The organism is Thioclava indica, from assembly GCF_000714545.1.
GTDB classification, from domain to species: domain Bacteria; phylum Pseudomonadota; class Alphaproteobacteria; order Rhodobacterales; family Rhodobacteraceae; genus Thioclava; species Thioclava indica.
In genome coordinates this window covers 12,833-31,076 of record NZ_AUNB01000013.1, presented here as the reverse complement: position 1 = coordinate 31,076, position 18,244 = coordinate 12,833, and the positions used below count along the sequence as shown (strand labels likewise).

Below are 18,244 nucleotides of genomic sequence, written 5' to 3'. Positions count from 1 at the left end.
CCCCCTCTTTGACTGTTAATTGTCGCCCTCCGGCGACGGGGGGGCAGCGCCCCTTACACGATCTCCAGCACAGCCTCGGGCGGACGGCCAATCCGCGCGGCTGTGTCCGTGATGACCGCCGGGCGCTCAATCAGTTTGGGATTTGCGGCAAGCGCGGCAAGAATGTCGTTCTCGCTCGCATTTTTGGGCAGATCGCTGTCCTTCCAGCGCAGCAGCGTCGAGGCAGGCTGACCCAGTTTACGCAGCACGTCTTGCAATTCGATCATGCTTGGGGGCTGCTTTTGATAATCGCGCACCGTGACGGCGATCCCGCGATCCTGCAACAGCGCTAACGTCTGACGCGATTTCGAGCAGCGCGGATTATGCCACAGCGTCACAGCCATGTGTCACGCCCGCTGCCCACGGCATCCGCCACATTGGCGAAACCATCACGCTCCAGCAGCTCATCAAGCCCGCGCGCAATATCTGCCGCCAACGAGAGGCCGGAAAACACCATCGCGGTGTAAAACTGCACCGCACTCGCCCCGGCGCAGATCTTGTCATAAGCATCCTGCGCCGAGCTGATCCCGCCCACGCCGATCAGCGGCAAACGCCCCTCGGTCAGTTTCGACATCTGCGCCAGAATACGCGTCGAGCGTTCAAACAAAGGCGCGCCCGACAGCCCGCCTTGCGCAGGTGCCGTGGGATCCTGCAGGCCATAACGCGCAAGCGTGGTATTGGTCGCGATCACCCCGTCAATGCCCGAGTCCAGCGCCACTTCGGCAATTTCTGCCAGCTCGTCTTCGTTCAGATCGGGCGCGATTTTCAGGAACACCGGAATCCGTCGTGCCAACCCGTCGCGCGTCTCGATCACTCCGGCAAGCAGCCCCGACAGCGCCGCCTTGCCCTGCAAATCGCGCAGACGCTCGGTATTGGGCGAAGACACGTTAACGGTTGCGAAATCAATATGCGGCCCGGCATGCGACAGCACGGTCGCAAAATCCGCCGCGCGATCAGAGGCGTCTTTATTCGCGCCAAGGTTCAGCCCGACGGGAATGCCCTCGGGGCGCTTGGCGAGGCGCGCGGTGATCGCCTCCATCCCCTGATTGTTAAAGCCAAAGCGATTGATCGCGGCGCGATCCGCACTCAGCCGCCACAGGCGCGGGCGCGGGTTGCCCTCTTGCGCGCGCGGGGTGGCCGCGCCCACTTCGAGAAAGCCAAAGCCCGCCCGCATCAGCGGCGAAACCGCCTGCGCATTCTTGTCAAAGCCAGCCGCAAGCCCCACCGGATTGAGCAGGGAAACACCCGCCAGATCCGTTTTCAGCCGCGCCGATGTCACCGGGCCGGGCAGGGGTAGCAACCCTGCACGCAGCGCCTTGAGCGACAGATCATGCGCCGTTTCGGGGTCAAGGCGATGCAGCACCGCCAGACCCGCGCGTTCGATCACTCCACTCATACCAATCCTTCGGGGAAAATATGCCCGGTCGCGCCCAAGGGCAGCGCGTGGTCCCAGATCACTTCGCTCAGTTGCAGCGGGCGATAGAGATGGGGGAAAAGTTGATCCCCGCGCGAGGGCTCCCATTTCAGTTCAGGGCCCATCGCATCGGGGTCAAACGCCACGATCACCAGATCAGACACGTCAGCGAAATGTTTGGCCGCCGTTTCAACCACCTGCGCGGCGGTCGAGAAATGGATATAGCCATCGGCCAGATCAATTGGCGCGCCCAAACTGTGGCCCGCCTCGGCAAACGCATCCCATTCGGGGCGACGAAAAATCTTGTAGATCAACATGGCCAATCTCTTGGCCCAAAGGGGCGCTCCGGTCAAGCAGGCGTTGAGTTTGCGCCTTCTTTGCAATCTGGCTTGAAGACCCGCGCAGGGGGCGCTAAAAGGGCCTCAGCGCGGGCGTTGTGTAATGGTAAGACCCTAGCCTTCCAAGCTAGAGACGCGGGTTCGATTCCCGCCGCCCGCTCCACTCTCCCTTAGAATAGCAAAACCCACCGGCGCGCGTGGCCCCGATGGGTTTGTCAAATTTTGGCATAGCTTACTTGGTCAGGATGAGTTTATCGGCTTTGGTGATCCGCAGCGTGTAAACCTGCCCGTTGTGAACGATCTGTGCCAGATTGCCTTGATCGGTCAGTTTTCGTGCGTCATGCGCCGGAAGGACCGGCGGAAATTTCGTGGCCATATTCATCGTTTTGCCCCTTCGATTCGATCAAGCGCCATCTCAAGCGACGCGCTGCTGGGCAAGGCCCCTGCACATAGCGCGTCCGCGATATCACGCAGGCTGAGCGGGGGATCATTGGGGGTATCGGCCCGAAAACGGGGGCCGGGGAAGGATGGGCGTTTCATCTTCCGGTCTCCTTGGTGCTGGCGGGCTAGTCGGGGATCGACGAGCTGGTGCGCTTAAGTTGATCAAAAGAGTCGGAATTGTAAAGGTGATTCTTTCAGTCGGGTATTAAGGGTCGCTCAGTCCGCAATGCGACACTTAGAACCACTGGCCGGGTTCCATCAGCCCCAAATCCATCAACTGCTGGCTCGACCAGTCAAACCGCGCCGAGTTCGACCACGCGAAACGCTCAATGTCATAGGTCGAGCCGGGGTTGAATTTCAGCGCTTTCGCAACGCGGAAAGACGCGATCGCGCAGGTCAGATTGTGGTGCCACGGGCAGGAATAGGTGTTGTATTCCTCGTCGTTGAACGTGTGATTGGCGCGCAGTTTCAGCCCCGGCTTGGCGCGAAAAATTGCGATGCGATCGATCCGGCGGCGCGCTTTCGGGATATGTTCCTCAAACCGCCAACGTAACCCGCCGAAGAAATCCAACTGGCGCTCTTTGGGGTGGTTGTGATTGTCCGGGTCAAGGCGCGCCAGGGCGTAATAGCCCGAGCGATCAAACAGCGCGCCCTCGGCATCCACGCCGTTGCGATGGCTGTGCAGATCTTCGGCGTAAAGGTCGATCACATAGCTTAGCATCGCCGAGCGGCGTTCCTCGCCATGAAACACCAGCAACTCGCCAATCGAGCGGGTCTCGCAGAACGGATAAAACAGGTATTCCGCGTTAAAGCAGTAATAGCCCCAAACGCCGCTCGCCATCGCCTCAATGATCGGGTTGAGCGCATGGATCATCGCGTCGGGGCGATGCAGATCAAAGCCGATCCGGTGGATTTGGACCTTCGTCTCGCCCGCCAGATCATCGGGCAGCTCCAGCGCCGCCGCCCCCAGCACCAGCAGCACCGGAAAGCCCAAGCCGATATGGTGGCGCACCGTGCCTTCCAGTTCGACGCCATCCTCGGCCAGAATGATGCCGACCGGCCCTTTGGCTAAAGCCGCGCGCTGGGTGTTCAGAAAACCCGCCAGAGAAGTGTGTTTCATGCCTGTCCCATGCCATCTGCGGGCGGTTCGCACCCAAGATCGGCCAAGAGCGATGCGATTGCAAGTGTCGCGCAGCCCTTGCGCCAAAGGGGTGCTTCGCGTTATCAGCGCCGCTTAATACCGCGCGCGAGGATGTCATGGCCGACACGACCAAGAAGCTGCATATCAAGACCTATGGCTGTCAGATGAATGTCTATGACAGCGAGCGCATGGCCGAGTCGATGGCCGCGCAGGGCTATGAGCTGACCGATGATGTCGGGGCAGCCGATATGGTGCTGCTCAACACCTGCCACATCCGTGAAAAAGCCGCCGATAAGATGTATTCCGATCTTGGCCGCTTGCGTTCCTATAAAGAGGCCAAGCCCGATCTGAAAATCGGCGTTGCGGGCTGTGTCGCGCAGGCCGAGGGCAACGAGATCTTGCGCCGCTCTGATCTGGTCAATCTGGTCGTGGGCAGCCAAAGCTATCACAAGCTGCCCGAACTGGTGGCGCGCACCGATAACGGCGCACGTCCGGTTGAGACCGAGTTCCCCCTTGAGGACAAGTTCGACCATCTGCCCACGCGCCCGCGCCAAGCCCGCCCCACCGCATTCCTGACGGTGCAAGAGGGTTGCGACAAGTTCTGCGCCTTTTGCGTTGTGCCCTATACACGCGGGGCTGAGGTCTCGCGTCCCGCCGAAAAGATCCTGAGCGAAGCGCGCGATCTGGTCGAAAAAGGCGTCAAGGAAATCACCCTGCTGGGGCAGAACGTCAACGCCTATCACGGCCAAGGCGCGGGCGGCGATTGGGGGCTGGCGCGGCTGGCGCGTGCCTTGGCGAAAATCGACGGGCTAGAGCGCATCCGCTACACCACCTCGCATCCCAACGACATGGAAGACGACCTGATCGCAGCCCATGGCGATGAGCCCAAGCTGATGCCCTATCTGCATCTTCCCGTGCAATCGGGCAGCGATCGTATCCTCAAGGCGATGAACCGCAAACACACGGCGGAACAGTATATCCGTCTGATCGAACGCATCCGCGCCGCGCGCCCCGATTTGGTGCTGTCGGGCGATTTCATTGTCGGTTTCCCCGGCGAAACCGATCAGGATTTCGAGGCCACGATGGCGCTGATCCGTGAGGTCAATTACGGCATGGCCTATTCGTTCAAATATTCGCCCCGTCCCGGCACCCCCGCGATGGGCCGTGATGGCGCGATCCCCGAAGATGTCGCCAATGCGCGGTTGCAGGAATTGCAGGCGCTGCTGGGCGATCAGCAACGGGCCTGTCAGCGCTCGATGATCGGGCGCGAAGTGAGCGTGCTATTTGAGAAAAAGGGCCGGATGGAGGGCCAGTGGGTCGGCAAATCCGACTATCTGCAAGCCGTCCATGTGCGCGGCGAGGGTCTGGCGCCTGGCGTTCTGGCGCGCGTGCGTATCACCGAGGCCGCGCCGAATTCGCTGGGGGGCGAACTGATCTAAGCCCGCCCCGCCAAGGGTATTGTCTTAGTTCGGGCCGGGCGGATCGGCAGCGATTGCGCGCAGCAACTCGGCGCGCAGGCCGGCGGGATCGCCCACGAGATCTTCTTTTTTGCAGATCTCGGTCGCTAGCCCGTTGGCATCGCCGTAGTCATAGCCGTATTTCACAAGGTCATCGATAAAGCTGCCCTGCGGGTGATCCCAGATCGTTTCGCGCCAAGGGCCACGATAGCAGTCGATATGGATCTTCTGCTTGATCACGGGTCCGCAGCCGGTCTTGTGAGCGGTATGGATGCGCCCGCTCGGCCCGGTATAGCAGGCCGAACCCGCAGAGGCGGCCCCTGCACCAAGGGTGCCTGCAAGAATGATAGCGATAGCAATGGGTTTCATCAGATTTTCGTCTCCTGATCGGCAGCAAAAGGCTTTGTCCGGGGCAATGAGCAGAAAGCCGCCATGACATAAGCAAGATCTATACGCCTGATTCGTGAAATTCGAGAAGGATTCTCTATGTTTAAAGGGGAATCGCGAACAATCATAAGGAATCGGCGGCTTGGTTTCCCTGCCATCGACAATTCCAGCGATAAACGCGCGATCCGGACTGATATTCCAGCGCGCTGGCCCAGAACGGGGCTTTGCTTGCCGTGTCAACTTGCCGTCAAATTGCGGTGAAAGTTTGACGGTGGCGTTTTTATCTTAAGCGACTTGATGCTGCGTGAGGGCTTTTGTTGTCGATTTGGCCACAATATGTAGCGTGAATCGGGGGCTGATACCCATATTTCCGTTTCCTCAAATCAATTTTCCGCTACAGTGCAAAAAACGAAATTGATTGTTAGCAGGTTGCGGTGCGCAGCCTGCCTCAGACGGGAAGGAAGCTGGTGGATATGACCCTCACCTCAATATTCAAACCTGCCGCCAGTATGCTGGCAGCTGCATTGATTGCGATAGCGACGGCACCCACTCCGGTGATGGCGCAATCCACCACGACAGCCGAGCCCTACATCCCCACGATCTGGATCGATCCCGATGGCTGCGAGCATTGGGTCATGGATGATGGCGCCGAGGGCTACATGGACGCGCGCAAAACCCGCGACGGGCGTCCGGTCTGTCACCGCAATGTCTGTGGCATCGTGCCCACCGATCAGCTTTTCTCGACCGACCGGTCGCAGATCACGACTTCGGGTCGCCAATATCTGCAAAACTTCTTCCGCACCGCGAAGGCGCGCAAGTTCATCATCACCGGGCACACCGATAGCCGCGCCTCGGATGAATACAACATGCGCCTGTCCAAGCGTCGCGCCCAAGCCGTGGCGAAAGTCGCGCAATCGGTTGGCGCGCCGGTGCTGGCAGTCAACTGGTATGGCGAGCGCATGCCGCGTGCGACCAACAAAACAGCAGCGGGCATGGCGGAAAACCGTCGCGTCGAAATCATCTGCGTGAAGTGAGGGGCAGGGACATGGGTGTGACGAGATTTCTTTTGATCGGTGCGGCCGCTGTGTCGTTGGCAGCATGTGAGGGCGGCGAAGGGTTTCGCCAGATCGGCCCCGACAAATCCATTGATGGTGGCATCGACGCCAAGCATCTGAGCCAACTCAAGGCGGGTGTCTGGATCGACCCGGAAGGCTGCGATCACTGGATCATCGACGATGGCGTCGAGGGCTATCTGACCGCGCGGGTGGACGATTACGGCAAGCCGATTTGTTCGGGGGCTGGTCCGCGCAATACCGCGGTTGGCCCGTTCAAATCGGGCTCACCGATTGGCGACTCTCTCTAATCGAGATAGATTTTGCCTAAAATTTAGGCAAACGACCCGCGCGGAACCCCGCGCGGGTTTTTTCGTTACCGTTTGATGAAATCTCGCCGACCGCAGGGCGCTTCGCAAAACCAGTGCTTGCGTGAATCCCCTAAGGCAGGCACCATATATCTACATACCCAGCTTAGGGAGACACTCTTTTTGGGCTTTAGTGCGATCACACCCCCGCCTCGCTCTCAGGACGTTCATGAAACGCTTCTTGAGTTCCCCGACAATCGGCTATTGATCGATTTATGCGGTGAATTTGACCGCAATCTCGCCCAAATAGAGCATAAATTGCAGGTCCATGTTCTGCGACGCGGCAATCAACTTGCCGTCGTTGGCAGTACCGAAGCGCAGCTTCAGGCCGCCGCCGTGCTGCACCAGCTGTATCAGCGACTCGAGCAGGGCAAACCGATTGACGCCGAAGAGGTGGACGCGGCTTTGCGTCTGGCCGATCTGGGCGGCGCTGGCACGTCGATGGATGAACAGCTAGAGATGTTCGCCGCCGGCAAATATGAAATCCGCACCCGTAAGAAACAGGTCGAGCCGCGCACCGAGGCGCAGAAAGCCTATGTGCAGCACCTGTTTGAAAACGAGCTAGCCTTTGGCATCGGGCCTGCGGGCACCGGCAAGACCTATCTTGCCGTGGCCGTGGGCGTGACCATGCTGATCGGCGGGCATGTCGACAAGATTATCCTGTCGCGTCCGGCTGTCGAGGCGGGCGAGCGTCTGGGCTTTTTGCCCGGCGACATGAAGGACAAGGTCGATCCCTACATGCAGCCGCTTTATGACGCGCTGAATGACTTTTTGCCTGCCAAGCAGCTTGCCAAGCTGACCGAGGAAAAGCGCATCGAGATCGCGCCTCTGGCCTTCATGCGCGGGCGGACCTTGTCTAACGCGTTCGTGGTGCTGGACGAGGCGCAGAACGCGACCACGATGCAGATGAAGATGTTTCTGACGCGTCTGGGGCAGGGCTCGCGCATGGTGATCACGGGGGATCGCTCTCAGGTTGATCTGCCGCGTGGTATGCCCTCAGGCTTAGCCGATGCGGAACGCATTCTGGACGGTGTCGAGGGCGTCTCGTTCAACTATTTCACCTCGAAGGACGTGGTGCGCCACCCGATGGTTGCCAAGATCATCGAGGCCTATGAAAGCGCCGAGCTGTAATCTTCAGCCCAGCAATTTTCCTTGCGCGTCCGCCCTCGGGTGGGCGCGTTTGCGTATCGCCGCCGTATAGTCGCGCAGCATCGGCACGCGGCGGGGCGCTCGGACACCCCTGTTTCCTCGGCCAGCCGCGCAGCGGTCACGGCCGAGTTGCGCCGCGCACTTGATCGCAGCGACGACCTGCTGGGCGATCGCTACCCGGCGGCCGATATGCTGGTGGCCTCGCCCTATCTCTGGTTTCCCGATTTTACGCCCGACGATGGCGTGACCAACGCGTGGCTTGAGCGTTGCGCGTGAAAGTCCTGGGCAGACAGAGGCCTATGATAGCGCCCTGATGGCTGACATGACGTGACGTTTCGCGCCCTTGCCCCGACTGAACCGGGCGGTTTATTCTTGCCGCCCGGACACCCCGTCCGGGTGCGGAGGCATGATGTCGGCTACAGGGCAAATCAATCGCGGTCGCAAGTTCGATCAGGTGCTGGAAGGCGCGCGTGAGGTGTTCTTGCGTGACGGCTATGATGGCGCCTCGGTCGATGATATCGCCAAGGAAGCGGGCGTGTCGAAAGCCACGCTTTACAGCTATTTCCCCGACAAGCGGCTGATGTTTCTAGAAGTCGCCAAGACTGAATGTCAGCGCCAAGCCGATCAGGCGCTGGCCGAGATTAATTTCGACCAACCGCCGGAAATCGTCCTGAGCATTGCCGCGCGCCAGATCATGGACTTCATGGTCTCGGATCTGGGGCAGGGGATTTATCGGCTTTGCGTGGCCGAGGGCGAACGCTTTCCCGAATTGGGCCGCGCCTTTTATGCCTCTGGCCCTGCGTTGGTGCATCGTACTTTGCTGGAGTATTTTCAAAAGGCGGTTGCGCGGGGCGAGTTGGCCATCGACGATCTTGATCTCGCCGCGCATCTGTTTGCCGAGCTGTGCAAGGCGGATCTGCATGCCAAGCTGGTCTTTGGCGTCGAAGGCCGCCCGGCCGTTACTGACAAAGAGCGCGTGATCCGCGGCGCGGTGGCGATGTTCATGGCGCGTTATGGAACGAAGGCGCGCTGATCTGGCCTCAGGCGAGATCGCGCACCATCCACTGATTTCCCTCACCGCGTTGCAACTGGAAGCGCCCGGTTTTCAACAGCAGATCCGACAGCTTGGCGCTGCCATAGGTGCGGGTGTCGAAATCGGGATTGGCTTGGGTGATGAACTGGCCAAGCTGGCCCAGCGAATACCATTCCTCCTCTAGCCCGATCGCTTTCATCGCGTTCGAGATGATCGGGATTGCCGCTGTGGGGGATTGCTTGCCACCGCTTGTCGTTTGCGGGGACGGGTCTTTCTGGACGCCTTTTTCAGAGGGCTTGCCGGGCGCATTTGTGTCGGCCGCGCCAAGGTTTTCGACGTAGATGAACCGCTTGCAGGCTTTGCGAAATGCCTCGGGGGTTTTCTGCTCGCCGATGCCGTACACATCCAGGCCCTGTTCGCGGATACGCGCCGCAAGCCGGGTGAAATCGCTGTCAGAGGACACGAGAACAAACCCGTCAAACAGATTGGAATGCAGGAAATCCATCGCCGCGATCACCAGCCCGATGTCAGAGGCATTCTTGCCCTTGGTGTTGGAAAACTGCTGATCGGCGACCAGACCCAATTCCGCCACGCGTTTCGCCCAACCGGCCAGCCGCTGCGCCGACCAGTCGCCATAGATCCGGCGCACTGACGCCTCACCCAAAGATGCGATCTCTTCAAAGATCACACCGGCATAAGAGGCGGGCACGTTATCAGCGTCGATCAGAACGCACAGTCGCGGCGCGCGCTGAGAGGGGGCGGCATGGACGAATTCGGGCAGATCGGACATCGAAGTTTCCTTGTAGTTTGTAGTGCGAGATAGGTCGGCCCAGCGATCATGCAACCGTTGCGCGGACGCGCAAGCGCGTCAAACGAAAAACGCCCCCTCGCGGCGGAGGGGGCGTCTTGGTTTTGCTTTAGCGGCGATTACAGATTGACATGCTTGCCCTTATGCGGCGCCCACAACTTTTTGTTGGTGAGGTACAGCAGCGAGCTGAGCACCACCAGCAATAGCACGGCGACAAAGCCCCAGCGCTTGCGCGGTTGCAGCTTGGGTTCTGCCGTCCACATCAGATAGGCGGATACGTCTTCGGCCATTTGATGCACCGTTGCGGGCGTGCCGTCTTCATATTCGATCAGCTCGTCCGATAGCGGAGGAGGCATTGCGATCCAGCCGCCAGCAAAGGTGTGGTTGCCGTAGAAATACGACCCCGCCTCTTCCTTTTCTTCGCCGTCATAGCCGGTCAGGATGGAATAGATATATTCCGGCCCGCCCATGCCTTTGAAGAACTGGTTAATGCCCAGACCGTAGGGGCCGTGAAAGCCCGCGCGTGCCTTGGCCATCAGCGACAGGTCCGGTCCCATGCCCTCGCCGGTCACGGTGGCGAAGTGATCGGTTTCCTTGGCGGGGCGGTCCTCGCCCGTTTCCTTGTCGATCACGTCATGCTCGGCGGCATAGGCGCGCACCCAAGCGGGGTCCATGCCAAGCCCGTCACCATCCGCCAGCGAGCGGTAGGCGACGAATTTCAGCCCGTGGCATGATGAGCAAACCTCGCGGTAGACTTGAAATCCGCGACGAAGCTGTTGCTGGTCATAGGTGCCAAACGGGCCTTCAAACGAGAAGTCGATATTCTCGACATGGCCACCCTCGGACGCCAGTGCCGGAGCGGCGACAAGACCCGCCGCACCGATCGTCAGGGCCGAGATTGCAGAGATCAGAAAGTTTTTCATTTTGCGTCCCTCTTCCTGACTCACTCAGCCGGAGTTTGATTGATGCCGTAGTGATGATTGAAATCGTCCTCAATCGTGGCAGGCGGCGTGGTGGGTTTCTCTATCAGGCCCAGCAGCGGCAGGATGACCAGGAAGTACACGAACCAGTAGGTCGCGCCGATCAACGAGATGTAGGGGTAGATCCCTTCGGTCGGCATCGCGCCCACCCACATCAGCACCACGAAGTCGAGGGCCAGTAGCCAGAACCAGTATTTGAACATCGGACGATAGCTGCCCGAGCGCATCTTGGAGGTATCCAGCCACGGAGCCAGCGCCATCACGATGATCGCGCCAAACATCGCGACCACACCAAAGAACTTGGCGTCCACGATCCCGAATGACAGCCAGTTCACCAGCATCACCGCCCAGACATCTGCCGTAAAGGCCCGCAGGATCGCGTAGAAGGGCAGGAAATACCATTCGGGCACGATATGCGCAGGCGTCGAAAGCGGGTTCGCCTCGATGTAGTTGTCAGGGTGGCCAAGGAAGTTGGGCATAAAGCCTACAACCGCTGCGAAAACCAGCAAGATCACCGCCAGGGCGAACACGTCTTTGATAACGAAATAGGGCCAGAAGGGCAGGGTGTCTTTCTCGGCCTCGGCTTTCGAGGTCTTGCGCACATCCACGCCGGTCGGGTTGTTGTTGCCCGTGGTGTGGAAGGCCCAGATATGCACGATCACCAGTGCTGCAATCACGAAGGGCAGCAGGTAGTGCAACGAGAAGAAGCGGTTCAGCGTGGCGTTATCCACCGCCGGTCCGCCCAGCAACCATGCCTGAATGCTTGGCCCGATACCGGGGATTGCGCCAAACAGGCCGGTAATCACCGTGGCACCCCAGAACGACATTTGACCCCAAGGCAGCACATAGCCCATGAACGCCGTGCCCATCATGCACAGGTAGATGATCATACCGACGATCCATGTGATCTCACGGGGCGCTTTATACGAGCCGTAATAGAGACCGCGGAAGATATGGATATAGACCGCAAGGAAGAACAGCGAGGCGCCGTTGGCGTGAATGTAGCGCAGCATATAGCCGCCATTCACATCACGCATGATATGTTCCACCGAGGCGAAAGCCAGATCGACATGGGGCGTGTAGTGCATCGCCAGCACGATGCCGGTGATGATTTGCAGCACCAGACAGAACGCCAGCACAATGCCCCAGATCCACCACCAGTTCAGGTTTCTGGGCGTGGGGATCATCAGCGTGTCATACAGAAGCCCGACAATGGGAAGGCGCGAGTGCGCCCATTTTGCGAGGCCCGTCTTGGGCTCGTAATGGTCGTGGGGAATGCCCGACATAAGTGGTCTCCTCAGCCCAGCAGGATTGTTGTTTCATCGGTGAACTGCGCCACCGGGATGTCGAGGTTGCGCGGTGCAGGCCCCTTGCGGATGCGTCCGGCCGAGTCGTAATGCGAGCCGTGGCAGGGGCAGAACCAGCCGCCGAAATCGCCCGACATATTGCCGATCGGAACGCAGCCCAGATGGGTGCACACGCCGATCATCACCAGCCACTCGCCGGCTTCGTCCATCGTGCGGTTCTCGTCGGTGGCCTCGGCGTCGGGCTTGTTGGCGTTTTCAGCCGAAATATCGACCAGCTCGTCCAGCGGCACGGCGCGCGCCATGTCGATCTCTTCCTGGGTGCGGCGCCGGATGAACACCGGCTTGCCGCGCCATTTGACGGTCAGCTGGGTGCCGGTTTCGACGCCCGAAATATCGACATAGATCGACGACATTGCCTTGACGTCCGCCGAGGCGTTCATCTGATTGACCAAGGGCCAAACGGCGGCGCCGGTTACGACTGCGCCGGTGCCGGCGGTCGCGTAATAGAGGAAATCCCTCCGGGTGCCTGCGGTATCATCTGCGTGGGACACGTTGTCTCTCCTTCCGGGGCCGAGGATCTTGGCCGATAGTGACGTGCCGGGGCACACGGTATAGTGTGCCCGAACATGCCTGCTCTCATAGCAATCACGGAATTGTCAGTCCAGAACGCATTCTACCGCAGGGGGCACGAATTGCGACTGTGTGCCATATCACGCAGGGTCAATTCAGTCTGGGCAGGCAAAAAGTGATGATCGTCTCGACCATGTTGGACAAAGACAAGCCTAAGATCAAATCTTTAGAGACGCCGAAACGAATCAATTTCGTGAGGTTGCGTGAGGTTTCGTGAACACGGCTTTGCGCGTCTCAACCCGCCTCAATCGGGGCTGAGCATATAGCCAAGCCCGCGCACCGTTTGCAGATAGCGCGGCTCGCGCGGGTCGCGCTCGATCTTGCGCCGCAAACGGGTGATTTGAACGTCAACGGCGCGATCCCCGCCGCCCTCGTCATGCGCGCTGCGATCGCGGCCGAGTTCCTCGATCAGCGCGCTGCGCGAGATCACCTCGCCCGCATGCGCGGAAAAGATTTTCATCAACTGCACTTCGGTTGCGGTCAAACGCACCGACGCCTCGCCATCCCACAACTCGCCCCGGTCGTGATCATAGCGCAGCGCCCCGAGCGACAGGTATTTCGGCCCGGATTCAGGCAGGTCGGGCGTGCGGCGCAAAATCGCGTTGATGCGCAACAGCAATTCCTTTGGCTCGAACGGCTTGGCGAGATAGTCATCCGCCCCCGCCTCAAGCCCCTCGATGCGTTCACGCGTGTCGCCGCGCGCCGTCAGCAGCAAAATCGGCGTCGCGATGGATTTGCGCAGATCGCGCGTCAGGCTAAGCCCGTCCTCGCCCGGCATCATCACATCCATCACAATCAGGTTAAAATCGAGCCCGTCCAGCAACCGCCGCGCATGAGCAGCATCCCGCGCCGCCGTCACCAAAAACCCGTGGCGCTGCAAAAAGCCTTTGAGAAGCGTGCGGATGCGTTCGTCATCATCAATGATCAACAGATGCTGGTCGGCCTGAAAAGTCATTACTCTTCCTTCATCTGCTGATAAATTCGCTGCAAGTCAGCCCCCATCATTGCCTCAAGAACCTGACGAAACCCCGCCACAGCCTGCGGCCCGGCGGCGCGATAGGCGCTGCGCATCCGGCCCCGCTGTGCCTCGGACAATGCTCGCTCAAGGGTTAAACCTTCCTCGGTCAAAAACAACTGGCGCTCACGCTTGTCGCGCCGCCCCACCCGGCTTTCAACCAGACCATCCTCGATCAGCGTGCGCAACACCCGGTTCAGCGATTGCTTGGTCACGCCCAGCAGCGCCAGCAGCGTCGTGACCGTCAGCCCCGATTGGCGATTGATGAAATGCAGGGCGCGGTGGTGGGCGCGGCCATAGCCATGCTCTTCCAGAAGCCTGTCAGGATCGGCAGTAAACGCGCGATAGGCAAAGAACATGGCTTCGATCCCACGTCTGAGCTGCTCATCGGTAAGAAACAGAAGGGTTTCGCCCCCCGGAGTTCCACTATCGGCCATCTCACCCTCTCTCTTTTTCGTGACTTTAAGTCAGTCTTGTTGACTATCCAAGATCGAACTGTTAGCGAACGGCAGTTTCTGCGCAACAAACGACCGCTTCGGTCCTAAACTGCGCAACATTCGTAAAATGGCAAGATGCCAAGGAGAGTAAGATGGCCGGGGCTTATGATGATCGCGATGGCAAGATCTGGATGGATGGGACGTTGGTGGACTGGCGTGATGCCAATGTCCATATTCTTACCCACGCGCTGCACTACGCCTCCTCGGTATTTGAAGGCGAACGCTGCTACAATGGCACGATCTTCAAATCGCGCCAGCATTCCGAGCGTTTGCGCCGCTCCGCCAATCTGCTGGATATGGAAATCCCCTTTTCGGTCGATGAAATCGAAGAGGCGAAATATGCGATGCTCAAGGCCAATGGCTGGACCGACGCCTATGTGCGCGCGGTGGCGTGGCGCGGGGCGGGCGATGACATGGGCGTTTCGGCGCGCAAGAACCCGGTGCGGCTGGCCGTGGCTGGCTGGGAATGGGGCAACTATTACGGCGATGCCAAGATGAAGGGCGCGCGGCTCGATATTGCGAAATGGCGCCGCCCCGACCCGCGCACCATTCCCGTCGAGGCCAAGGCCGCCGGTCTGTATATGATCTGCACCATGTCCAAACACGCCGCCGAGGATCGCGGCTATTCGGACGCGCTGTTCATGGATTGGCGCGGTTATGTGGCTGAGGCGACGGGCGCGAATATCTTCTTTGTCAAAGATGGCGAGGTGCACACGCCGCAAGCCGATTGCTTCTTGAACGGGATCACCCGCCAGACCGTGATCGGGCTGCTCAAGGACAAGGGCATCACTGTGCATGAGCGCCGGATCGAGCCCACCGAACTGGCTGATTTCGAACAATGCTGGCTGACAGGCACCGCCGCCGAAGTCACCCCGGTGTCGGAAATCGGCGGCTTTACCTTTGAGGTTGGCGCGCTGACGCGTGACATCGCGGAAACCTACGAGAAACTCGTGCGCCGCTAATCTGCGATAACAACGACAGTGAGGGGCGCGTCGCAGAACGCGCCCTTTTGACGTTCAAACGGGCGGTTTCAGGTCTCTTCGTGGCGCTCGATACGCACAAACTGCGTGACGCGCGCGCCAGAATTCCCATGCGCGCGCTGCGATAGCTCTTGCACGGCGGGATGAATGCCTTCCTTGCGTTGCAACTCGAGAAAACGCTTTAAACGTGCGCCTTCCGAGGCGGATCTGGCGTGGTCAGTGATATGACGGGACATCGCTTAGGCTCCTCTTTTGGTCGCTGAGGGTCCGTTTATAGCAGATTTCTCCCGAGTCGGCATGCCCTAGATCAAATGGCTCGCTCTTTCGTGCTTACGCCTGCGTAGATCCCGCCTTGCGTGCGCGCCGCCGCTCCAGCCCCAATTGCCGCTCGCGCCAGATAATCAAGATGCCCGCGCAGATCACAAGCCCCGCGCCGCTTAGCGTCCATGCCGTTGGAATTTCGGCGAAAAACACATAACCAATCGCCAACGCCATCAGCATCGAGGCATAATCAAACGGCGCAATCAGCGAGGCATCGGCAAACCGATAGGCCGAGGTCAGCATGATCTGCCCCGTTCCCCCAATCAGCCCCGCCAAGATCAGCAGGGTCGCCTCACGCGGGGTTGGCATGACCCAGCCAAAGGGAATCGAGGCCAGCGACAGCGTCGTTGCCGTGATCGAAAACCAGAACACGATGGCCGAGGTGCGCTCGGTGTTAACCATCCGGCGGATCTGGATCTGCGCCAAGGCCGCGCAGGTCGCGCCCGCCAAGGCGAGAGCCGCGCCAAACGCCTCGGCCCCTTGCGCGGGCCCGGACCCGCCAAGCCGTGGCCACAGCACGACCAAAACCCCCGCAAGCCCTAGGCCCACGGCTGAAAAGCGAAAAATCCGCACGGTCTCGCCTAAGAAAAGCGCGGCAAACACCACCGTTAGCAGTGGCGCGGCATAGCCCAAAGCGGTTGCCTCGGGCAGCGGCAGATAGGCAAGGCAGGCAAAGCTCAGCGCCATCGCCGTCGTGCCGATCACCCCGCGCATCACATGGTTGATCGGCTTGGCCGCGCGCAAGCCTCCGCGCAACTCGTGCCGCCATGCCAGCCAGATAAGCAGCGGCACAAGGCCAAAGGCCGAGCGGAAAAACACCGCCTCACCGGGGGGAATCGTGTCCGATACCGCCTTGATAAGTGCCTGCATGATGACGAACCCGGTCACCGTGCCCAGTTTCAGAGCGATGCCAAGGAATGGCGCAGGCGAGGTGAGGGCGGGGGCGGTCATACACGTTCCCTAACAGATGCGCGCGCCGATGCCAGAGCGCGCATGCAATTTATGCCCCCAACTGCGCCAGCGCCCAAGATGCCGCCTCGGCAACCACGGGATTGGGATCTGTCAAATGCACTCGCGCAGCCTGTGCCAGCGCCTCATCCCCCGAATTGCCAATCGCATACAGCACGTTGCGCAAGAACCGGTCCCGCCCGATCCGCTTGACAGGCGAGCCGGAAAACCGCGCGCGAAAGGCGGCGTCATCCAGCGCAGCGAGTTCTGCCAAAGGTGGCGCGCCCACCCCGCCATGATAGCGGGTCTCGCGGGCTGCCGCGGCAAATTTGTTCCACGGGCAGGCGGCAAGACAATCATCACAGCCATAAATCCGGTTGCCCATCTTGGCGCGCAATTCCAGATCAATCGGGCCGCTGTGTTCAATCGTGAGATAAGAAATGCAACGGCGTGCATCAAGCTGGAACGGCGCGGGAAAGGCCTGCGTCGGGCAGATATCCAGACAGGCAGTGCAATTGCCGCAATGCTCGACCTCGGGGCTATCGGGTGCCAACTCCAATGTGGTAAAAATCGCGCCAAGGAAAAACCAGTTGCCCAGATCGCGCGCCAACAGATTGGTGTGCTTGCCCTGCCAGCCCAAACCCGCCGCCTGCGCCAGCGGTTTCTCCATCACCGGCGCGGTATCGACGAACACCTTGATCTCGCCTTCGGGCGCTTGTTCCAGCAACCAGCGCCCGACCCGTTTCAGCCGTTTCTTGACCAGATCATGATAATCGCGCCCCTGCGCATAAGCGGAAATCACCCCGCGATCATGCTGCTCCAACAGCTTTAGCGGATCATAGTCGGGCGAATAGCTCTCGGCCAACATCAACACCGAGCGCGCCTGCGGCCAAAGTGCCGTCGGATCGCCCCGCCAAACGCGCCGCTCCTCCATCCAGCCCATCTCGCCATGCATCCCGGCGCCCACAAACGCCTCAAGCCGCGTCGCCGCTTGCGGAATCGCATCAGGCGTCGTGACGCGCGCCTTGGAAAACCCTTCCTCAAGCGCTTTGCCCACCAGCCGTGATTTAAGATCGTCCACGGCCTCTTCCTCTTGATAGAAATATCCTGCGGGGGTCTGGGGGTGCAAAACCCCCAGCGCGCGTTCAGAAATCCAGCTCGCCATATTGCGGGGCAGGCGGCATACCCGACAGTTGATCGGCCAGAAGCGAGCGGAACGCCGGGCGGGATTTGATCTTGGCGTACCAATCCTTCACCGCCTCCGAGCGGTTCCAATCCACATCGGAAATGTAATCGAGACAGCTCAGATGCGCGGCGGCGGCGAAATCGGCGAGCGTCATCACATCGCCCGCCAGCCAGCGGCGCTGATCAAGAAGCCAGCCCATGTAATCAAGGTGAAACTTGATCGCCGACAGCCCCGCTTTCACGGTCTTGCTGTCGGGATAGCCCTCTTTGCGGACTTTCTTCCAGACCCGTTCGCCCATCACCTTGCTGGTCACTTCGGCATTGAATTTATCGTCGAACCACGCGCACAGACGGCGCACCTCATAGCGCGCGGCCGCATCGCGGGGCAGCAAGGGGGCTTCGGGGTAGCGTTCGTCGATATATTCGCAGATCGCCTGACTTTCGGCCATCACCATGCCGTCCATCTTGAGCACCGGCACCTTGCCCGCCGGGTTGCGGCGCAGAAAATCGGCCTGCTGCTCCCAGTAGCGTTCTTCGACCAGTTCGACCTCAAGCTTTTTCTCGGCCAGCGTGAGGCGGACTTTGCGGCAATAGGGGGATAGCGCGACATGATAGAGGCGGATCATCGGTGGCGGTCTCGCGGCTCGTTTCGGGATGTCTCTCTGATAGCGAGACGCGGGCGAGGGTTCAATGGGCGAGCGATGACGCCAGCGAGAGCGCGCTTGGCCGGCCGGGGCCTCCGGCGGGAGTATTT

The 18,244-nt window shown here is 60.2% G+C and carries 24 protein-coding genes and 1 tRNA gene; 8 read left to right on the top strand and 17 right to left on the bottom strand.

Features of this window, described 5'->3' with window-relative positions; translation table 11 throughout:
- Positions 1-53: 53 nt before the first annotated feature.
- The 3 genes from arsC to DT23_RS04685 are packed head-to-tail and all read right to left on the bottom strand — an operon-like array spanning position 54 to position 1,770.
- Complete coding sequence (gene arsC / locus DT23_RS04695) at positions 54-383, bottom strand: arsenate reductase (glutaredoxin) (RefSeq protein WP_038128797.1); 330 nt, start codon at positions 381-383, stop codon at positions 54-56.
- Positions 374-1,435 (bottom strand): quinone-dependent dihydroorotate dehydrogenase, encoded by a 1,062-nt coding sequence (locus tag DT23_RS04690; RefSeq protein WP_038128796.1) that lies wholly within the window; start codon positions 1,433-1,435, stop codon positions 374-376. Before DT23_RS04690 ends, arsC begins: the two co-directional genes overlap by 10 nt.
- Complete coding sequence (locus tag DT23_RS04685; protein ID WP_038128794.1) at positions 1,432-1,770, bottom strand: DUF952 domain-containing protein; 339 nt, start codon at positions 1,768-1,770, stop codon at positions 1,432-1,434. The genes DT23_RS04690 and DT23_RS04685 overlap by 4 nt, the downstream gene beginning before the upstream one ends.
- A 110-nt stretch (positions 1,771-1,880) precedes the next feature.
- Here DT23_RS04685 and DT23_RS04680 point away from each other — a divergent pair.
- Positions 1,881-1,954: transfer RNA gene (locus DT23_RS04680), tRNA-Gly, on the top strand.
- A 69-nt stretch (positions 1,955-2,023) separates the two neighbouring features.
- Here DT23_RS04680 and hemP read toward each other — a convergent pair.
- The 3 genes from hemP to DT23_RS04675 form a co-directional block, all read right to left on the bottom strand.
- Entirely contained in the window at positions 2,024-2,173 is a 150-nt protein-coding gene (gene hemP, locus DT23_RS18875; RefSeq protein WP_081846920.1) for a hemin uptake protein HemP, read from the bottom strand.
- Entirely contained in the window at positions 2,170-2,331 is a 162-nt protein-coding gene (locus tag DT23_RS19355; RefSeq protein ID WP_156023856.1) for a hypothetical protein, read from the bottom strand. The genes hemP and DT23_RS19355 overlap by 4 nt, the downstream gene beginning before the upstream one ends.
- Before the next feature lie 136 nt (positions 2,332-2,467).
- Entirely contained in the window at positions 2,468-3,352 is an 885-nt protein-coding gene (locus DT23_RS04675; RefSeq protein WP_038128793.1) for a hypothetical protein, read from the bottom strand.
- 137 nt (positions 3,353-3,489) lie between these two features.
- On the opposite strand from DT23_RS04675, the gene miaB reads away from it, so the two are divergent.
- On the top strand, positions 3,490-4,812 hold the full coding sequence (gene miaB, locus DT23_RS04670) for a tRNA (N6-isopentenyl adenosine(37)-C2)-methylthiotransferase MiaB (protein WP_038128791.1): 1,323 nt from the start codon (positions 3,490-3,492) through the stop codon (positions 4,810-4,812).
- A gap of 24 nt (positions 4,813-4,836) precedes the next feature.
- On the opposite strand, the gene DT23_RS04665 is transcribed toward miaB, so the two are convergent.
- A complete protein-coding gene (locus DT23_RS04665) occupies positions 4,837-5,199 on the bottom strand; it encodes a hypothetical protein (RefSeq protein WP_038128789.1) in 363 nt (120 codons plus the stop codon).
- A gap of 491 nt (positions 5,200-5,690) precedes the next feature.
- On the opposite strand from DT23_RS04665, the gene DT23_RS04660 reads away from it, so the two are divergent.
- The 5 genes from DT23_RS04660 (at position 5,691) to DT23_RS04640 (ending at position 8,819) form a co-directional block, all read left to right on the top strand.
- Positions 5,691-6,251: an OmpA family protein gene (locus DT23_RS04660; RefSeq protein WP_038128787.1), complete on the top strand. Its 561-nt coding sequence runs from the start codon at positions 5,691-5,693 to the stop codon at positions 6,249-6,251.
- Positions 6,252-6,262: 11 nt separating this feature from the next.
- Positions 6,263-6,580 (top strand): hypothetical protein, encoded by a 318-nt coding sequence (locus DT23_RS04655; protein WP_038128785.1) that lies wholly within the window; start codon positions 6,263-6,265, stop codon positions 6,578-6,580.
- Between the two features lie 180 nt (positions 6,581-6,760).
- Complete coding sequence (locus DT23_RS04650; protein WP_051697042.1) at positions 6,761-7,768, top strand: PhoH family protein; 1,008 nt, start codon at positions 6,761-6,763, stop codon at positions 7,766-7,768.
- Positions 7,769-7,789: 21 nt separating this feature from the next.
- The gene (locus DT23_RS04645) at positions 7,790-8,062 is read left to right on the top strand and encodes a glutathione S-transferase family protein (protein ID WP_156023855.1); all 273 of its coding nucleotides are present in this window, start codon (positions 7,790-7,792) and stop codon (positions 8,060-8,062) included.
- Positions 8,063-8,192: 130 nt separating this feature from the next.
- Complete coding sequence (locus DT23_RS04640) at positions 8,193-8,819, top strand: TetR/AcrR family transcriptional regulator (protein ID WP_038128781.1); 627 nt, start codon at positions 8,193-8,195, stop codon at positions 8,817-8,819.
- Between the two features lie 7 nt (positions 8,820-8,826).
- On the opposite strand, the gene DT23_RS04635 is transcribed toward DT23_RS04640, so the two are convergent.
- The 6 genes from DT23_RS04635 to DT23_RS04610 all read right to left on the bottom strand — a co-directional run bounded on the left by DT23_RS04635 (position 8,827) and on the right by DT23_RS04610 (position 13,996).
- Positions 8,827-9,609, bottom strand: coding sequence for an NYN domain-containing protein (locus DT23_RS04635; protein ID WP_051697041.1), 783 nt, complete (start codon positions 9,607-9,609; stop codon positions 8,827-8,829).
- A 137-nt stretch (positions 9,610-9,746) separates the two neighbouring features.
- Complete coding sequence (locus DT23_RS04630; protein ID WP_156023854.1) at positions 9,747-10,550, bottom strand: cytochrome c1; 804 nt, start codon at positions 10,548-10,550, stop codon at positions 9,747-9,749.
- 20 nt (positions 10,551-10,570) lie between these two features.
- Positions 10,571-11,893 (bottom strand): cytochrome b, encoded by a 1,323-nt coding sequence (petB, locus tag DT23_RS04625; RefSeq protein ID WP_038128779.1) that lies wholly within the window; start codon positions 11,891-11,893, stop codon positions 10,571-10,573.
- Between the two features lie 11 nt (positions 11,894-11,904).
- Positions 11,905-12,465 carry a ubiquinol-cytochrome c reductase iron-sulfur subunit gene (gene petA / locus DT23_RS04620; RefSeq protein ID WP_038128778.1) on the bottom strand — a complete coding sequence of 187 codons (561 nt, stop codon included), beginning with the start codon at positions 12,463-12,465 and terminating at the stop codon, positions 11,905-11,907.
- 323 nt (positions 12,466-12,788) lie between these two features.
- Positions 12,789-13,499 carry a response regulator gene (locus DT23_RS04615; RefSeq protein ID WP_038128777.1) on the bottom strand — a complete coding sequence of 237 codons (711 nt, stop codon included), beginning with the start codon at positions 13,497-13,499 and terminating at the stop codon, positions 12,789-12,791.
- Positions 13,499-13,996 (bottom strand): MarR family winged helix-turn-helix transcriptional regulator, encoded by a 498-nt coding sequence (locus DT23_RS04610; protein WP_038128776.1) that lies wholly within the window; start codon positions 13,994-13,996, stop codon positions 13,499-13,501. Before DT23_RS04610 ends, DT23_RS04615 begins: the two co-directional genes overlap by 1 nt.
- Before the next feature lie 152 nt (positions 13,997-14,148).
- Between DT23_RS04610 and DT23_RS04605 the strand changes: the two genes are divergently transcribed.
- Complete coding sequence (locus DT23_RS04605) at positions 14,149-15,018, top strand: branched-chain amino acid aminotransferase (protein WP_038128773.1); 870 nt, start codon at positions 14,149-14,151, stop codon at positions 15,016-15,018.
- Positions 15,019-15,086: 68 nt separating this feature from the next.
- Here DT23_RS04605 and DT23_RS04600 read toward each other — a convergent pair whose 3' ends face one another.
- The 4 genes from DT23_RS04600 to fzlA form a co-directional block, all read right to left on the bottom strand.
- On the bottom strand, positions 15,087-15,272 hold the full coding sequence (locus DT23_RS04600; RefSeq protein WP_038128771.1) for a hypothetical protein: 186 nt from the start codon (positions 15,270-15,272) through the stop codon (positions 15,087-15,089).
- 94 nt (positions 15,273-15,366) lie between these two features.
- The gene (locus tag DT23_RS04595; RefSeq protein ID WP_038128769.1) at positions 15,367-16,308 is read right to left on the bottom strand and encodes a DMT family transporter; all 942 of its coding nucleotides are present in this window, start codon (positions 16,306-16,308) and stop codon (positions 15,367-15,369) included.
- 49 nt (positions 16,309-16,357) lie between these two features.
- Positions 16,358-17,386: a tRNA epoxyqueuosine(34) reductase QueG gene (gene queG / locus DT23_RS04590; RefSeq protein ID WP_038128854.1), complete on the bottom strand. Its 1,029-nt coding sequence runs from the start codon at positions 17,384-17,386 to the stop codon at positions 16,358-16,360.
- Between the two features lie 64 nt (positions 17,387-17,450).
- Entirely contained in the window at positions 17,451-18,116 is a 666-nt protein-coding gene (fzlA, locus tag DT23_RS04585; protein WP_038128766.1) for an FtsZ-binding protein FzlA, read from the bottom strand.
- Positions 18,117-18,244 lie beyond the last annotated feature (128 nt).

Bases quoted from the DNA above. Each gene is read 5' to 3' on its own strand.
- DT23_RS04675 (WP_038128793.1), bottom strand. From the start codon at position 3,352: ATGAAACACACTTCTCTGGCGGGTTTTCTGAACACCCAGCGCGCGGCT.
- DT23_RS04635 (WP_051697041.1), bottom strand. From the start codon at position 9,609: ATGTCCGATCTGCCCGAATTCGTCCATGCCGCCCCCTCTCAGCGCGCG.
- DT23_RS19355 (WP_156023856.1), bottom strand. From the start codon at position 2,331: ATGAAACGCCCATCCTTCCCCGGCCCCCGTTTTCGGGCCGATACCCCC.
- fzlA (WP_038128766.1), bottom strand. From the start codon at position 18,116: ATGATCCGCCTCTATCATGTCGCGCTATCCCCCTATTGCCGCAAAGTC.
- arsC (WP_038128797.1), bottom strand. From the start codon at position 383: ATGGCTGTGACGCTGTGGCATAATCCGCGCTGCTCGAAATCGCGTCAG.
- DT23_RS04615 (WP_038128777.1), bottom strand. From the start codon at position 13,499: ATGACTTTTCAGGCCGACCAGCATCTGTTGATCATTGATGATGACGAA.
- DT23_RS04605 (WP_038128773.1), top strand. From the start codon at position 14,149: ATGGCCGGGGCTTATGATGATCGCGATGGCAAGATCTGGATGGATGGG.
- petB (WP_038128779.1), bottom strand. From the start codon at position 11,893: ATGTCGGGCATTCCCCACGACCATTACGAGCCCAAGACGGGCCTCGCA.
- DT23_RS04665 (WP_038128789.1), bottom strand. From the start codon at position 5,199: ATGAAACCCATTGCTATCGCTATCATTCTTGCAGGCACCCTTGGTGCA.
- DT23_RS04610 (WP_038128776.1), bottom strand. From the start codon at position 13,996: ATGGCCGATAGTGGAACTCCGGGGGGCGAAACCCTTCTGTTTCTTACC.
- DT23_RS04595 (WP_038128769.1), bottom strand. From the start codon at position 16,308: ATGACCGCCCCCGCCCTCACCTCGCCTGCGCCATTCCTTGGCATCGCT.
- DT23_RS04660 (WP_038128787.1), top strand. From the start codon at position 5,691: ATGACCCTCACCTCAATATTCAAACCTGCCGCCAGTATGCTGGCAGCT.
- miaB (WP_038128791.1), top strand. From the start codon at position 3,490: ATGGCCGACACGACCAAGAAGCTGCATATCAAGACCTATGGCTGTCAG.
- DT23_RS04630 (WP_156023854.1), bottom strand. From the start codon at position 10,550: ATGAAAAACTTTCTGATCTCTGCAATCTCGGCCCTGACGATCGGTGCG.
- DT23_RS04690 (WP_038128796.1), bottom strand. From the start codon at position 1,435: ATGAGTGGAGTGATCGAACGCGCGGGTCTGGCGGTGCTGCATCGCCTT.
- hemP (WP_081846920.1), bottom strand. From the start codon at position 2,173: ATGAATATGGCCACGAAATTTCCGCCGGTCCTTCCGGCGCATGACGCA.
- DT23_RS04655 (WP_038128785.1), top strand. From the start codon at position 6,263: ATGGGTGTGACGAGATTTCTTTTGATCGGTGCGGCCGCTGTGTCGTTG.
- DT23_RS04600 (WP_038128771.1), bottom strand. From the start codon at position 15,272: ATGTCCCGTCATATCACTGACCACGCCAGATCCGCCTCGGAAGGCGCA.
- DT23_RS04685 (WP_038128794.1), bottom strand. From the start codon at position 1,770: ATGTTGATCTACAAGATTTTTCGTCGCCCCGAATGGGATGCGTTTGCC.
- DT23_RS04640 (WP_038128781.1), top strand. From the start codon at position 8,193: ATGATGTCGGCTACAGGGCAAATCAATCGCGGTCGCAAGTTCGATCAG.